Consider the following 15855-nt stretch of genomic DNA (forward strand, 5'->3'; position numbering starts at 1 on the left):
TTTAATCGGTATTAGTTAGCCAAACAAAAAACGCTGGATAACATATTCAGCGTTTTTTGTTTTTATTTAGCACCTAAAACTTCATTTCAAATGCTAAACTGAAATTTCTCCCCGGGGCGGCAAATCGAGTGTAATTGCTACCCCGGTCTTGGTTTACTGCATTCACACCGGATTGGCGCACTGATTCCCAAGTGGAATATTTACGATTAGTCACATTATAAATTCCTCCACGTAAGGTGTAGTTTTTATAATTGATGTAACCGGTGATATCGTGAGTGTACCAAGAACCGGTAAGTTTGCCACCTAAATCAACGCGATGTATACCGTGATGACGTGTGCCTGCCACCTCATCGGCGTTTTTGGCTTTAGAATAGGTGGTAGTAATGCCAATTCCCCATTTTTCTTCTGGGTGATCGTAGCCGAATCCAAGCACATAGCGTGCTGGCTGAATCGCATCTAGAATAGGATCGTTTACGCTATCGAGTCTTGGGTCGGTTAGTTTCCGCTCTTTTACTTTTACACGGTTATAAGCAACTGATGAATAAAAACCATCTGGCAGCATAGATAAAATACCGTGTAAGTCAAATTTAGCGACTAAATTTATCCCGTTTAGTGCTACATCTTGAATATTATGGTAGTTAGAGAAACAGTGTGATTTTTGTATTATTCTTTTACATGCTGTCGCAATCATATTTTTATAGTTATTACGGAAATAGCTCACATCAAGGTAACCAAATTGACCTTTAAAGCTAACTCCAATCTCATGATTAGTCGATTTTTCTGGCTCTAACTGGTGGCTACGTTGCTCGCGTTGCACATATTCGTTATCTTTAAGCCCAATATGATCACGTTTACCATAAAGTTCATAGAATGCAGGCACTCTAAAACCGTTTGAAATGCGATAAGAAAGCGATACAAACTCTGTTGGTTTAAGCGTAATCCCGCCATTCCAAGACCAATTTCGATAAGTTCGGCTAAGTGTCCACGGATCATCAGATTTAAATCGATGTTGATCAAAACGCACCCCTAATCCCAAATCCACATACTCGCTTATCACTAGATCGCGGAAGCTAACAAAATGGCTATCGCCTTTAATTTTACGCGGTTCACAGTTTATGATGTCGCCGTGTGTATTATTACACAAAGATACCGTTTCAATACTGCGTGGATTGCGACGATAAATATATGGATTATCTAAACGCCCTCTACCGCGGTAGCTGGTATAACCGCCTTTGGTATATTGGGCAGTCATATCCCCATGATCCATAAGCGAATTAAATCGATCAAAGCCCAACCCTAAATTCAGTTTGTGGGTTTGCTTAAATACGCCTTGACCAGCATTTAGCGCTTTATCAAATTCTAAATGAATGACACGATGCTTTTCTTGGTAATTATTACGCTCAGTTCGATACATCGACCAAGATTTATCCAAAGTCGGACGACAGTTTTTATCTACTACAGGGTAATCACTACAATGTAAGCGATGTAGCCGGCTATATAGTTCAATATCTTGTTTATCCGCACTGAGTTTAATGTTATCCAACCAGCGATTATTCTCTGGTGTATATTGATAGTTAAATCCTAAACGACGTTTGTGGTGACGTTCATCAAAAAACTTCACATGGCTATAGCGCAACCCATAAGGGATCCTTCTATCGAACACTAAGCCATCTAAAATATTATCCCCTTCATAAACAGAAGAGTTCTTACGTGATAAGTTGTCTACCCTGATATTAATATCGTCTTTTGTATAGTAAGCTGGCGTTTGCATATCACGGATATCGTAGCGTTGTTTTGTATCTTCTAAGATTGCGCCAAGATAATGAGACGAGTTAAAGTGATAGCCAAACTTCATAAAAACAGAATTACTCTTGTAATCTAAAGGGTTTGGTGCAATGCGATCTTTACCGGTATATTCTTGGGCTGAGAGCTGCTCAGTGCGATAAGGAATCTGCTCAAGCTGTTTGCGCTCTTCAGGCGTATATTCCGGAAATGTTCTCACTGGGAAATTATCGCGGTTCAACTTAGGCCTTGCACGAGGAGTACAATCTAATGTTGGGCAAGTATCTTCCACAATAAAAAAAGATCCTCCAGGAGCATTCTGTGCGGAACCTGGGTAAAGATCGTAGCGATTTTCAAAGCCGGTTATACGCCGAATATTATGTTTTAATTTATTTGCCTCGGAATGAATTTTGGTCTCTTTACCGTGTCGGTGAGTTGCAATAACAAGTGCTTCAAAACCACCCGCCTCACTAGCCGCTGCGATAGACTGTAAAAAATGGCTATTTTTGCTGGCATAAGAGGTCTTACTATCTAAGCCCCAATGCTGCCCCTCTTTAATAATATCCTGCGCATCTTTAGTACGAAAACCAATAGCACCACCTAGCGCACCAGAGCCATATTCCGCAGAACTTGCTCCTTTGCTTAACTCAATTGAACGAATGTTTTCATACTCAATCTCATTAATTGCACCACCATTAGCATCTGAACCTAGCGTATGATAATGCTGCGCTTGTGGTAGCCCATCAACAAGTAAGCTGACACGGTTTTTATCTACACCTCGAATGGCATAGCCACTACTTGCACCGCGACCTTGTTCCACCACCGAAATACCAGGGTCATAGCGAGTTAAATCACGAATACCAAGAATTTGATTTTTACTCATTTCGTGATAATTTTTCACTACTTTCCCCAAGCCAGTTACTTCGTTTTGACGTTCGTGAGCATAATGGCTCTCTGTCACAATAACTTCATCCAGAACAGCTAGATCGTTATTTTCTTCTATTTTTTTATTTTCAGTCGCAGCACCGTATGAATGAGAAAGAGCAAATAACACTGTTAAGGCAACAGGTGAATAGCGAAAATGATGATATTTCATTATCATTAGGTAGGGTCTCCTTTATTTAAATTTTGCAAATTTTTATAAAAAATTGCCCGCTTGCTATCTACAACCAGCAAAAGGGAATTATGATTATTTTTCTATTTGACGTTTTCCGCCGAATGTAATACTGACTTTATCTTTATCCGTTTCTGCACTATGTACAATACCACCTAATTCCGTCGCCTTAGGGCCATAAAAACCCCCTTCAAATTGAGCATTCATATGCACTACCGTGCCACCATTCGTACTTTTCGGATCAAGATTAAAACCAGAATCGCCCGTTTTGGCTGTGCCTGCAAAACCATTCCCTTTCAGCTCGCCTTCAAGTGTCAGCATTGGGCGTTCTTCAACACCATCATTAGCAATCAGCTTGCCATTAATTTTTTTATTAGCAAAATCTACATCGAATAGTGAACGAGTACCACTTTCGCTGTTACTTGGCGATTCAGCCCCTGCCGAGCCAGATTTACTGTACATTACCCCGTCCCAAGTACCTCGATATTTTACCGTCCCTGTTGGCAAATCTGCCACAGCTGTACGTTCTCCTACTAAATATTGGTGAGCAGTATCACTATTCTTATTTCCCTCGCTATAAATCCCAAATTTGACATAATCTAAATTATTACAGCAGACTGAAACTCGATACGTTTTACCATCAATAGTACGGGTAACCAAATCATCAAATTTCATCTCGGCAAAGCTTTTTTTGCCTTCCGCAATAAGTGGAATCTGCTTATTGTTAATAATCAAATGTGTCGCATTCCCGAAAGTATCCATCTCAGATTTATTTAAATCTTTAAGATTAATTTTGAAAGCATCTAAGGTACGTTCACTATCATTTTCTTTGGCATCTCGTTTACCGGCAAAGACAACAAATACCGACTTATCATCAGCTAAGAATTTACCGGCAAGTTCTTGAGCCTCCCCACCAAAAAATCCACCTTCAAGTGTCGTAGAGCTTTTACCAAAATAAGGATCATTGGCATTTTTTGCGTTTGCTTTACCAGAAAAGCGATTACCTTTAATTTTTGCATCAATATCGTAAATTGGTGTAATTTTTTGCTCTTTGATACGACTAACATACCCATTACGAACCAATGTTCCAGTCAAAGTTTTATTAGCAAAATCAGCCGTAAATTCTCCTGTATGCCCCATTGGTTTTGTAGAATCATCAACATTAATATCGTGACTATTTTCCGGTATGGCGCCAATATTGATGCCTGCGGAATTAGAAAAATATTTACTATCTCTCCCTTTTCTCGCATCGGTAGTAAAATCCCAATATCCTTTATAAGTAGCTTTTTGAGTAGGTATTGCTTTTGCCGGCTCTATACCTAAATAGTAAACATACCCATGTGCACCTATTCTCAAAATTTCGTTAGACTTTATTTCAGGTTTTGCACCAGAATGCAGAACATAGCCAGAACGGACAAAATTAAAATCTCTAGTATGCAACTTATGATTTCCATCATGAGTATGGCTAAATCCATCATCACTACTACCGTACTTTTTAACCTCTTCTTCATGCGGAATTTTTGTCAGATCTCCAGTAATCTCTGTTATATCACCAATAGGGGCTACATCTTCCCTCCCCTTCGGATGGAGATTACGACGCGGAATTTTGGCTGAAAAACCAAACCCCGGCTGCAATAAAGCTTCAGCTTCAGAAGCGCTTACTGTACGTCTTGCGTTACTATTATCATCTTGTAAACTTGGCTTTTTGGGGGTAGTTTTCGTTTGAGATTCAACTTTGGCAGATTGAACATCAAAGCTTCCACCATTTGAGGAACAAGCAGCAAGTAGCGCCGCATTAAGCAGTACAAAACTACTTTTAAGTTTAAACATAATGTCTCCTTTTAAATATCTTTATGAAATAATAATCATTATCATTTTAATTTATTATGTAAACTAATGTAAAGGTTTGAACTTTATTATTTTCAGGATCATGTTAATCATTTCAAGGTGGAAACGCTTGTTTTTAGATTAGATAAAAAATAAGGAGGGTCGAAATAGAGGGTATACAGAAAGTGCTTATAGCCAAAAAATAGTCTATTGTTATTGAATACAAACGGTCTATTTTGTCACATTTTTGCCAAATTTGGTTAAAAACCAACCGCTTGTAATCTTAACTGAATATAGATAGTTCTTTATTTTTTCTACAGATCTACAGGGTTGGGTTTACCGCAGAATTGTACTTGCCAGTAACCATCATCAGCGCCCGATAGTCTACAGAAAAAGTAGGAGAAACTGTGTTAATGTGATGAAATAAAGAACGTCAATCAACTAATAGTGGAAAACCGCCCAAATCTTTTAGGCGATTAACCATTGCACAGAAAAGTTCTGCCGTGCGCTCGGTATCATACAACGCAGAATGCGCTTGCTTACCGTCAAACGGGATTTTTGCCACTTGGCAGGCTTTTACCAACACGGTTTGCCCATACATAAAACCGGCAAGGGTAGCGGTGTCAAACATCGCAAAAGGGTGAAAAGGATCACGCTTGGCATTAATTCGTTTAATCGCAGCCTGTAAAAAGCCCTGATCGAACGCGGCATTGTGGGCAACAATCACCGCCCGTTGGCAGCCTTGCTCCTTCATTGCTCTGCGAACCATTTTGAACATTTCCGGAATCGCAATATTCTCCGCAACCGCACCTCTTAGAGGGTTATCAATATCAATCCCGTTGAATTTTAATGATTCAGGATTAATATTCGCCCCTTCAAATGGCGCAATATGAAAATGGCATTGTTGATCCGGCACTAGATAACCTTGCTCGTCCATTTTTAAAGTAATTGCCGCCAATTCCAATAAGGCATCAGTTTGGGCATTTAAGCCTGCTGTTTCCACATCAATCACAACCGGTAAATAGCCACGAAAACGATGCTTTAATAATTTATAATCTATTTGTTCCGTTGTCTGTTCCATTTATCTATCAACCTAAAATACAAGCGGTCTGATTTGCAAAATTTTTTACAAATCCGACCGCTTGAATATTCATATTCGCAAAAATTAGTTTCCTAACGCTGCTTTCGCATCTTTATTCTCAATAAATTCGATTTTATAACCGTCCGGATCTTCAGCAAAGGCAATCACAGTTGTTCCACCCAATACCGGGCCCGGCTCACGGGTAATTTTACCGCCTGCCGCACGCACATCTTCAATGGTTTTGTAAATATCATCTACGCCTAACGCAATATGGCCATAAGCCGTGCCTAGCTCATATTTATCCACACCCCAGTTATAAGTCAGCTCAATCACCGCACTTTCGCTTTCATCAGCATAGCCTAAAAAAGCGAGCGAGTATTTATACTGTTCGTTCTCACTTCTACGCAATAAGCGCATACCTAACACATCGGTATAAAACTTAATTGAGCGCTCTAAATCTCCAACTCGTAACATTGTATGTAAAATTCGCATATTTTCTTCCCCCTGAAGTTAAAAAACGACCCCTATTATGGCATAATCTTGGCTTAAAATCATTTTCTTTACACCTTTTGGGATTATTTATGGCTCACGATCACGATTCGCCGTCAAAACTTGAAATTTCAACCCACGCTGCACTGCCAATGGTATTAATGCTGTTTATTGAAATGGCTCTTAACTTCTACTCTGCACCGAAAAATTCAATTTTTATTTCTCCTTACTTATTGGCGTTTTTCGTGACCTCATTAATCAGCTTTTTAGTGCTATGGAAAGGCGAAATCTGCCGAGGACAAGCCAGCCGTTTAAGCTTTATTTTACCCTTTTTACTTATTTTCGCCGTAGGGAATTTCCTTTATTCCATAGGCTTTACGCCAAAGCATAACCCAATGGCGGTGGCAAGCATTGCTGCAGTTTTTGCCTGCTTAATCTACTTCCGCCTGCCGGAAGATCAAACCTTATATAACACATTGATGTATTGTGGTTTGGCTATATCAAGTATTGGTATTATCCAATATTTAGCCATTTATTGGTTTGAACTGCCTTCATTGTTTAACGGGATTCGAGCCAACAATTTCGCCCAAGTGCTGTTAGGCATTTTATTAGCCGGCTGGTATTTAATGTTAGCGAAAAGCCGTTTAGATGTTTTCCTCAAGCTATTAGTCAAAGCAGCCCTTGTAGTGCTAATCCTCAATTATTGCTGGACAGCTTTTGTGCTTTATCAACATCTACAAATTATGCCTGATATGCCATTGCTTTCATTTAGCATCTATTTTGCAGCACAATTTGTGATTTTATTGATGTTGGCGTGGTTATTACTTGGAAAAAACATCAAAAATCCGACCGCTTGGACAGTTGCTACGCTGTTAGCGATTTTATACCCTTTCGCTAATGTAGTCTGATTTATGAAACGGGCATTAAAATTTTTCGGCATTGCAACCGTTCTATCTGTTGCGGCAATCTACTATTTTTTAATGCCCAGCCACTATCTTGCCACGCCGATTAACTGGATTTTGCCGAAAGCGTGGAAAGTTCAACTCCCACAAGGCTTAAACCTGAATTGGCAAGGCTCATCACTTGCTCAATTTCAACTCTCTTATCGAGATTGCCCGCTACTAAGTGCCGATAAAACCGATTTGGGTTGGATTGAGAAAAACCATCTTTCTGTCGATAAATTGGATATTGATTACCGCTGCCTTGCCTTGTTTCCACAAAATGAACACAGCAATTCCGACACTTCACTCAACGCATTGCTGGCGGTTATTCCTGATGGGGAAGCGACTATCCACTCCCTTAACTGGAAAAATTTGCCTGCCGATTTCAATCCAAGAATTACGCAGTTATTCGAGCAAACCTCTATTAACCTTTCGCTTTCAAAGGGTGGAATTCAAGCAACTGCCGCCCAACAAGCGGTCGATTTTGCTGCACATTTTGCAAACGGCAAACTCAATGCCAAGCTGGATTATCACCCCAACCGACAAGAACAACATCACCTCACGCTTACTGCCGATATTGAGGACAATTTTACTCAACTGCCGCCTACTCTTTCCGCGGAATATGCTTGGCAATTATCGGATGAAATCATCGCCAATAAAGCCCTGCAAAAAGGGCGTTCCACTCTCAGTTGGCAAAAAAATGCCGAACAAAAGTTGCAGGGCAACTGGCAGGTTGAACTTGCTAAAAGTGAAAACAATAAACTGGATTTCCCTTTTCTGTTTGATGGGGAAAGCCTAGAAATTCAACAAGGGCGGTTTGATTGGCACCTAACCCAACAATTTCCACTGCAAGGGTTTGTTAGCACCAAGCTCACACCGAAATCATTCAACCAAAACGGCTTTTTTCCGCTCAAAACGGCGATTCGTATCAGCCTGCTTTCCCAAAACAGTTGGGGTAAAGGTAATATTGTAATCTCTAATTCAGAGGGAGAAATTACCGAAAAAGGGCTGAATTTACCGCTTCGCTTAACAGGTAATATCAAACACGGCAATTTTATTCTTTACAGTAGCGTGCCACTGGATTTTCAAGGTAATTTTGACGATTTAAGCGTAAAATTTTTGCCTAGCTCATTGCTTCGTCTGACCGGTAAAGAGCGGTATTTAACTATTGAAGATTTACGTTTTCCGCTTGCCGGAATCAAAATTGACAAGCACGGCATTCACGGACGACTGCACGCAATTTTAAGAGGGCAAAGCCCTGATTTTAACAAAATCGAGTTCCATTTAGACGGACAAGCACAAAATTTTAAGGCCGGAGCCTTAACTTTTTTCCAAGATCCTAAAGATGCCAACGCAGTAAAAGACAGTTGGAAATGGCGAATTTGGGGAACATCTACCCTCAAAGCCTTCAACAGTAAAGTGAATTTAAGCGGCAGAGGACAATGGCATAAACAGCTTGTGCGGTTGGAAGAACTCAAAGGCGATTTAGCCACCGTAAAGCTGGCAGATACAACCATTTCTAAAATCACGCTTAACAATACGCAAGCTATTCGATTTAATGTTAAAAAATTCACCCTTGACGGAGCGGTAATGTTGCAATCGCCTGAGATTGCCTTCAGTTATGGCGGTGTGCTACCCAAACCACGAGTGAATCTCGCCTTTGATGGTGAAGTCGAAAAACTACGTTTTAAAGGAGCGGTGAATACCACCGAACTCGGCCCACTCAAACTGTTCGCCCGCCGCCAATTAAGCCAAGATGCCAGCCAAATTATCGGCAAACTTTATTGGCCGGAGCAATCTGCTCAAGGATTCCAGCCGCTTTTTCCGTTTCGAAGCCAATGGGTGATCAACAACGGTACAATTCGGGGCGAAACGGCGTTTAGTGCCGGCAGTAAAAACGGGCTGATTGCCGGTGGGCATTTAGCCATTCGTAACGGCGGTTTATCTTTGCCTAATGGCGAGGCAAAAGGGATTGAATTTTCGCTTCCCTACCGCTACCAAAACGGACGCTTTCATTTCGGAGCCAAAAAGCCGCTTGATGTAAAAATTGCTCAGATTAAATTAGGTGATTTAGCATTAGATAACGCTTCAATGAAACTCAACGGTTACTACCCTTATACCAAGGCGAAGCCATTGAATTTAAGTGAATTATCTTTTGAGCTTTTTGGCGGTAAGCTGAATATAAAACGCTTTGCACTGCCACAAACCGAGCTGGCTTATCTTAATTTAGAGCGGATTGATTTTGAGCAAATTTTACAATTTATGCAATATCAGCAAATTGATCTCAAAGGCAAAGCCAATGCCATCTTGCCGTTTTGGTTAAGTGGAAAACCTTGCTATATTTGCGATGGCTTACTGACACAGGCGGAAACCTCCTATTTAACCTTTACCCCTGAATTATTGTCAGAAATGCAGAAAAGTGGTTACACCGAGCAAATTTTGTTACATTTGGTAGATAAAAGCACGATTAATGATTTTCGCAGTCTGATTAATGTCGGGCCGAAAGGCGATTTAGTATTAGACGGAAAATTAAAATTATCTTCCAATCAAAATAAATCAAAAGTGAATTTAAACTATAATCACCGAGAAAATATGTTTGATTTGTGGCACTTAATTAACTATGGCTCACAATTTGAACAAAAATTAGAAAATTACCTCTATCAAAAACTGGAACGATGATAAAGAATGGAATAAATATGAAACCGGCCACATTTTATTTTGCAATATTTTTACTGAATTTGACCGCTTGTACGCCAAAAGTACAGCTTGAAACGCCAAGTGAAGGCATTACGATTAATATGAATGTGGTCGTTGATCACCGCATTGATGTGAAGATGGACGAGAAATCCCGAGCGGTGATCACGAAAAGTGAAAACAAAACGAAAAATTAGCTGAAGATGACCATTTGGTGATCTTTAAATTGTGCATAAATATCGGCTAATTTTTCCCCTGTCGGTAGCACTAAATCAGGCGTTAAATCAAACATCGGCACAATCACAAACTCCCGATTTTTCATCTCGATATGCGGCACGTTCAAACGCTCGGTTTGAATTTGCTGATTGCCGTACAAAATAATATCCAGATCTAAAGTTCTCTCCCCCCAACGGCGTACACGCACTCTGCCCTGTTCGTTTTCAATGCTTTGTAATTTATCCAGCAACGCTGTGGGCGATAAGTCGGTACTAAATTTCGCTACCGCATTAACATAATCAGGCTGATCTTGCGGCCCGACAGGCTTTGAGCCGTAAAACGGGCTGATTTCAAACTCATTTGCAAATTTTTTCAATTTTTCGACCGCTTGTTTAAGCTGTTCAAGCGGATTATCAAGGTTTGATCCTAAGGCGATATAGACTGTTTCCATCATTTTCCTTTCCTAAAAAGTAGGGGCTAAAAATCTTTCACCCTAAATAATATTTAAAATAAGGGCGAAAAATTTTTCGCCCCTACCATATTATTCTGCTTTCGCAGATTTTGATTTTTTCTTAAAGGTTCTGCAGCGACGTTTTTTCTTCGCTTCAGGTTGAACATTCGGTAAATGACGAACCGATTTCAGCAATTCAGTACGCTGACCGTCATTGCTAAATTGGTATTCGTGCCACCAAGCGGAAAGTTCAACCAAATCGCCGCCTTCAATTTCTGCACGCATCACTAATAAATCAAACCCTGCACGGAATTTGACGTGTTCAAGGGTTTGTTGCGGTCGGTTGCCACTTCGTTTCATCATCTGAAATTGCAATGCCCAAATATCTCGAATGACTGAAGTGTGTCTGCGGTGCAACGCAATCGCCTTGCAACTTTCCGCCAGCACATCATTTGCTGCCAGCATCATTGCATCGTGGCTGTTGAAGCCACCTTCGTTTTTAAGCTGCTCCATTTTCTCCCGGAGCGGATACCAAAGTAGTGCAGCAAATAAAAACGCAGGATTTACCGGTAATTTATCGGCAATTCGCTCATCAGTTGAATTTAACGCTTTGGTAATCATTCTTTCGGCATAGGAATCACCTTTGGCAGTAAAAAATGCCGGCAATACCGGAAACAAGAATTGCCATAGTTCATATTCACGCAAAAGCTGATAAGTTTTCAGCCCTGCACCGGTTTGTAATAATTTGAGTGATTCATCAAACAAACGGGCTGCCGGAATGTTGGTTAACAACACAGCCATATCCCGAATTGGGGAGGCAGTGGCTTTATCCAAGAACATATCCAACTTCGCCATAAAACGAACGGCTCGCAACATTCTCACCGGATCTTCTTGGTAACGAATAGTAGGCTCTCCGATAAGCGAAAGTTTACCTGCTCGTAAGTCTTCAATGCCGTTGAAGAAATCAAAAATAAGATTGCGTTTTATATCGTAATATAAGGCGTTTACGGTGAAATCACGGCGCTCTGCATCTTCACGGAGCGTACCGTAAACATTATCACGCAGTAGCATTCCTTCATCGCTGACTTTAGAAATTTTGTCATTGCGATGAGATTCGTGTCCAGCACGGAAAGTCGCCACTTCAAAAATTTCACGACCATACACAATATGTGCTAAGCGGAAACGACGACCAATTAAACGGCATTGTCTGCCAAAAATACGCTGAATTTCTTCAGGTCTCGCATTAGTCGCAATATCGAAATCTTTAGGCTTTTTCTCCAAGAGTAGATCTCGAATACAGCCACCTACAATATAAGCTTCATAACCGGCAATCTGCAATTTATCGACAATCGAAATTGCATTTTTAGGAAAATCCTTCGGGCTAATTCCATATTGGCTGGCATTTACTGCAAATTTCTTGTGTAACAAATGAGAAGGAGGATTATCTTGTTGTTTCTTCCCACTCTTGTGAAGTTTATTCTCTGTGATTTTAGGCTCTGAGCGTTTAGGACGATGATTTTTTAGCTCAGTCCTTTTTTCACTCACTACTTTTTCATTTTTCTGAGCCGACTTTTTAGGCTTCGAAAATAATGATTTAATATAATTAAAAATAATACACCTCTAAATAGTAAATGCCTCTTAAAAAAGAGGCACCCTGTAAAGTTGATTATAAGCCTAGCTGCTTTTCTCGAATTTCAGCTAAAGTTTTACAGTCAATACATAAATCAGCTGTTGGGCGTGCTTCTAAACGTTTAATCCCAATTTCTACACCACAAGTTTCGCAAAAACCGTAGTCATCTTCTTGAATTTTGTATAATGTTTGCTCAATCTTTTTCAGTAACTTACGCTCACGATCTCGATTACGTAGCTCTAAGCTAAATTCTTCTTCTTGGCTTGCGCGGTCATTTGGATCAGCAAAATTAGTCATATCTTCTTGAAGTTGGCTTTTTGTACGCTCCGCTTCTTCCATAATTTGGCTATGCCACGCTTTCAGAATTTTAGTGAAATGCTCACGTTGGGCTTCATTCATATATTCTTCATCTTTTTTCGGCTCATAAGGCTCAACGCCAGCTAATGCCAATAAACCAAGAGATGTGGTTTTAGCCACTTGAGTCATAGATCTACTCCTTGTTTGGAATTTTCATCGTTAAAATTATATCCGAATAAAACTAGCTTACTTTTAACTTACTTTTTTCGGGCTTTTTTGTAATGGCGGCTATAAATAACACGAAATGGAGTAACTAAGCAAATAAATTTGCAAAAATTTTGCATGCGAGTTGATTTATTTCGCAAAAAACAATAGCCGAATTAAGATTCGGCTATTTTTACAATGCTTTCTTTCTCCTTTATATCTACCAACTATTTGCCCAAGTAGCGAGCCATTTCTGAATAGTGTCGGAAGAAGGCGGATCAAAGCTTAATATTTTATAAGTAGGCATTTGGCTAAACGCAGGATCTGTCCCCTCAAGTAACACAGGATTCATCACATTATGGTATGAAATAATGTGCTGAGATTCAGGCTGGTGTAAAAATGCCAGAAATTGATTCGCCAACGCTTTTTGTTTGCTTGTTTTGAGAATAGCCGCATTTTCAACTTGAGTAAGATGCCCCTCCTCAAAGGCTGCTGCCACATATTTATCGGTCTTATCATACCATTGATGATATAAAGGCGAAGTAGTGTAACTTAACACTAGGTCTGATTCCCCTTTTAAAAAGGCACCATAAGTTTCAGACCAGCCTTTTCCAACCGTTACCGTATGTTTAGCCAATGTTTTCCAAGCATTTTCTGCCTCATTATCATACACTTGGTTCACCCATAATAGAAAACCTCGTCCAACACTACTGGTTCTCGGATCTTGATAAATCACTTTTAAATCTTGGCGTTCTACCAACTCTTTTAGGCTTTTAGGTGGATTAGCTAACTTTTCTTTATCATAAATAAAAGCGTAAGATCCCATATCATAAGGGAAGAAAATCTTATCTTTAATTTCCAATTTGGTTTTTGCCTCAAATTCGCTAAATAAACCTGATTTTTCAGCTTCCGGCTGTAAGAAATTATCAATACCGACCACGACATCGGCTTTTGTTTTTTTCCCTTCTAAACGTAAGCGGTTAAACATCGTGACACTATCGTCAAACGGCATAAATTTAAGATCACAGCCACACACCTTCTCAAAATTCTGTTCTAATTTAGCTGCCGGGCCATATTCCGAGGCAAAAGAGCTATAGGTATAAACCGTTAAAGTTGGCTGATTAGCGAATGCTACTGTGCTTAATAAAGCAAATGAAGATAAAATGAATTTCATAAAGTGTCCTTCTAAATTAAATGAATAGAAGGATTTAAGAGAGGCAAATTTGCTATCTCAAATCCCTACGCTGATATTAATCAGATCAGGTTCTATGGGTATTTCTCAGCAACAAGCGGTGTGATTTAGTGAAAAATTTGCAAAGTTTCGCTCAAAAACAACCGCTTGTAGCACCCCAATGAGAACGCCGTATTGTAGAAAGTTTACTGCTGAATTTCAACCATAAGCAAACGTTTGCCATTGCCCCTAAAAATCATTATACTATCGCCCTAGTCCAAATAAGGAACTAGAAATGAATCGCATACATCATAATATATACAAAATCCCCCACAGCTACGCATCTTTGTTTGAGGCGTAGCTGTTTTTTTATTCATTTCTTAACTTAATCTCAACGCCCTCCTTGCTTTGATAAGCCAATAGTTAAGCATGGGCGTTTGTTACGTAAATTCACCATATCGAAAGGAACAGCATAAATGAGCCAACTGATTCGTACCCTAAAAGGTCATATCCGTGATGAAATCATCAAGCAAGGCGGCTGGGTAAATGCACATGCACACGCAGACCGTGCCTTTACTATGACACCAGAAAAAATCACTGTTTACCAAAATGCGAATCTGCAACAAAAATGGGATTTAGTCGATGAAGTGAAACGTAATTCTACGGTGGAAGACTACTACCGCCGCTTTTCACAAGCGATTGAGTTAATGATTTCTCAAGGAGTGACTGCCTTCGGAACCTTTGTCGATATTGACCAAGTGTGCGAAGACCGAGCTATCATTGCGGCTCATAAAGCCCGTGAAGTCTATAAAAACGACATTATCCTCAAGTTTGCCAACCAAACGCTCAAAGGCGTGATTGAGCCAAATGCAAAAAAATGGTTCGATATTGGATCTGAAATGGTGGATATGATTGGTGGCTTGCCTTACCGTGACGAACTGGATTACGGCAAAGGGCTAGAGGCAATGGATATTTTAATGGATAAAGCCAAATCGCTCGGCAAAATGCTCCACGTCCACGTTGATCAATTTAACTCACCTAAAGAAAAAGAGACCGAACAACTGTGTGATAAATCGATTGAGCATGGTATGCAAGGGCGAGTGGTTGCCATTCACGGAATTTCCATCGGTTCGCACCCGAAAGAATATCGAAAAATGCTTTACCAAAAAATGCGTGATAGCCAAATGATGGTTATTGCCTGTCCGATGGCGTGGATTGATAGCGGACGTAAGGAAGATTTACAACCGTTCCATAACGCTTTAACCCCTGCTGATGAACTCATTCCTGAAGGCATTACCGTTGCTATCGGCACAGATAATATTTGCGATTATATGGTCCCACTTTGTGAAGGGGATATGTGGCAGGAATTAAGCCTTTTATCAGCAGGCTGTCGTTTTACTAACCTAGAAGAAATGGCAAATATTGCTAGTATCAATGGTCGAAAAGTACTGGGTTTAGTCTAACCGAATAAATGAAAGGCGAACCCTTAGGTCCGCCTTTAATAACAGCATAACCGATTATTTAAACAAGTTACCCAAAATCCCTTTTGCCGCTTGAGCTAATAAGTCATTTGCATCAAAGTTTTTTAAGTCTTCAACATTACCATTCGGGGTTAAAGTATCCACGATTTTTGGCAAGAACTGGGCTAATAAATCGCTCGCATCAGCAGCATCAACACCCGCTTCTTGAGCCACATTTTGAATGTTTTTTTGCCCGAACACATTACTGATTTGTTCGCCCGAAACAGGTGCATTATCTTCATCGCTGCTGATCCAAGTACGTAACACATTATCTAATCCGCCTTGTTGGAATTTGGCAATCAGCCCTTCAATCCCACCTTGTGAGGCGAGTAAATTTTGAATTAATTGAGTTGCAGTTGATTGGTTATTGCCACTCAATACTGAAGAAGCCAATGAACCTAAAATATTTCCTAACATAATTTCTCCTATGCAAGCGGT

13 protein-coding genes and 1 riboswitch are annotated in these 15855 nt (G+C 40.1%); of the genes, 4 read left to right on the top strand and 9 right to left on the bottom strand.

Annotated elements, in window-relative coordinates:
• Positions 1-73 precede the first annotated feature (73 nt).
• The 4 genes from EL242_RS10735 to gloA all read right to left on the bottom strand — a co-directional run bounded on the left by EL242_RS10735 (position 74) and on the right by gloA (position 6296).
• Positions 74-2884 carry a lactoferrin/transferrin family TonB-dependent receptor gene (locus EL242_RS10735; RefSeq protein ID WP_232019672.1) on the bottom strand — a complete coding sequence of 937 codons (2811 nt, stop codon included), beginning with the start codon at positions 2882-2884 and terminating at the stop codon, positions 74-76.
• Positions 2885-2971: 87 nt separating this feature from the next.
• On the bottom strand, positions 2972-4726 hold the full coding sequence (locus EL242_RS10740; RefSeq protein WP_126302580.1) for a transferrin-binding protein-like solute binding protein: 1755 nt from the start codon (positions 4724-4726) through the stop codon (positions 2972-2974).
• 430 nt (positions 4727-5156) lie between these two features.
• The gene (gene rnt, locus EL242_RS10745) at positions 5157-5804 is read right to left on the bottom strand and encodes a ribonuclease T (protein ID WP_126302581.1); all 648 of its coding nucleotides are present in this window, start codon (positions 5802-5804) and stop codon (positions 5157-5159) included.
• Positions 5805-5888: 84 nt separating this feature from the next.
• Positions 5889-6296, bottom strand: a complete 408-nt coding sequence (gene gloA, locus EL242_RS10750; protein WP_006247971.1) for a lactoylglutathione lyase — start codon at positions 6294-6296, stop codon at positions 5889-5891.
• Between the two features lie 89 nt (positions 6297-6385).
• On the opposite strand from gloA, the gene EL242_RS10755 reads away from it, so the two are divergent.
• From EL242_RS10755 to EL242_RS10770, 3 genes are read left to right on the top strand one after another with little or no spacing between them, the layout of a single operon-like run.
• Entirely contained in the window at positions 6386-7201 is an 816-nt protein-coding gene (locus tag EL242_RS10755; RefSeq protein WP_126302582.1) for a hypothetical protein, read from the top strand.
• A gap of 3 nt (positions 7202-7204) precedes the next feature.
• Complete coding sequence (locus EL242_RS10765; protein WP_197720730.1) at positions 7205-9913, top strand: YdbH family protein; 2709 nt, start codon at positions 7205-7207, stop codon at positions 9911-9913.
• Positions 9914-9930: 17 nt separating this feature from the next.
• Positions 9931-10125, top strand: coding sequence for a YnbE family lipoprotein (locus EL242_RS10770; protein WP_006247973.1), 195 nt, complete (start codon positions 9931-9933; stop codon positions 10123-10125).
• Here the strand turns inward: EL242_RS10770 and folK are convergent.
• The 4 genes from folK to thiB form a co-directional block, all read right to left on the bottom strand.
• Positions 10122-10595 carry a 2-amino-4-hydroxy-6-hydroxymethyldihydropteridine diphosphokinase gene (gene folK, locus EL242_RS10775; RefSeq protein ID WP_126302755.1) on the bottom strand — a complete coding sequence of 158 codons (474 nt, stop codon included), beginning with the start codon at positions 10593-10595 and terminating at the stop codon, positions 10122-10124. The two genes, EL242_RS10770 and folK, sit on opposite strands and share 4 nt — an antisense overlap.
• 90 nt (positions 10596-10685) lie before the next feature.
• A complete protein-coding gene (gene pcnB / locus EL242_RS10780) occupies positions 10686-12083 on the bottom strand; it encodes a polynucleotide adenylyltransferase PcnB (protein WP_232019713.1) in 1398 nt (465 codons plus the stop codon).
• Positions 12084-12261: 178 nt separating this feature from the next.
• Entirely contained in the window at positions 12262-12711 is a 450-nt protein-coding gene (gene dksA / locus EL242_RS10785; RefSeq protein WP_126302583.1) for an RNA polymerase-binding protein DksA, read from the bottom strand.
• Between the two features lie 235 nt (positions 12712-12946).
• Complete coding sequence (gene thiB / locus EL242_RS10790; protein WP_126302584.1) at positions 12947-13900, bottom strand: thiamine ABC transporter substrate binding subunit; 954 nt, start codon at positions 13898-13900, stop codon at positions 12947-12949.
• Positions 13901-13944: 44 nt separating this feature from the next.
• Positions 13945-14088, bottom strand: a riboswitch (TPP riboswitch).
• 285 nt (positions 14089-14373) lie between these two features.
• Between thiB and EL242_RS10795 the strand changes: the two genes are divergently transcribed.
• Positions 14374-15360 carry an amidohydrolase family protein gene (locus tag EL242_RS10795; RefSeq protein ID WP_126302585.1) on the top strand — a complete coding sequence of 329 codons (987 nt, stop codon included), beginning with the start codon at positions 14374-14376 and terminating at the stop codon, positions 15358-15360.
• A gap of 54 nt (positions 15361-15414) precedes the next feature.
• On the opposite strand, the gene EL242_RS10800 is transcribed toward EL242_RS10795, so the two are convergent.
• Entirely contained in the window at positions 15415-15834 is a 420-nt protein-coding gene (locus tag EL242_RS10800) for a YidB family protein (RefSeq protein WP_126302586.1), read from the bottom strand.
• Between the last annotated feature and the right edge of the window lie 21 nt (positions 15835-15855).

It is taken from the genome of Mannheimia haemolytica (genome assembly GCA_900638155.1).
GTDB classification, from domain to species: Bacteria; Pseudomonadota; Gammaproteobacteria; order Enterobacterales; family Pasteurellaceae; genus Mannheimia; species Mannheimia glucosida.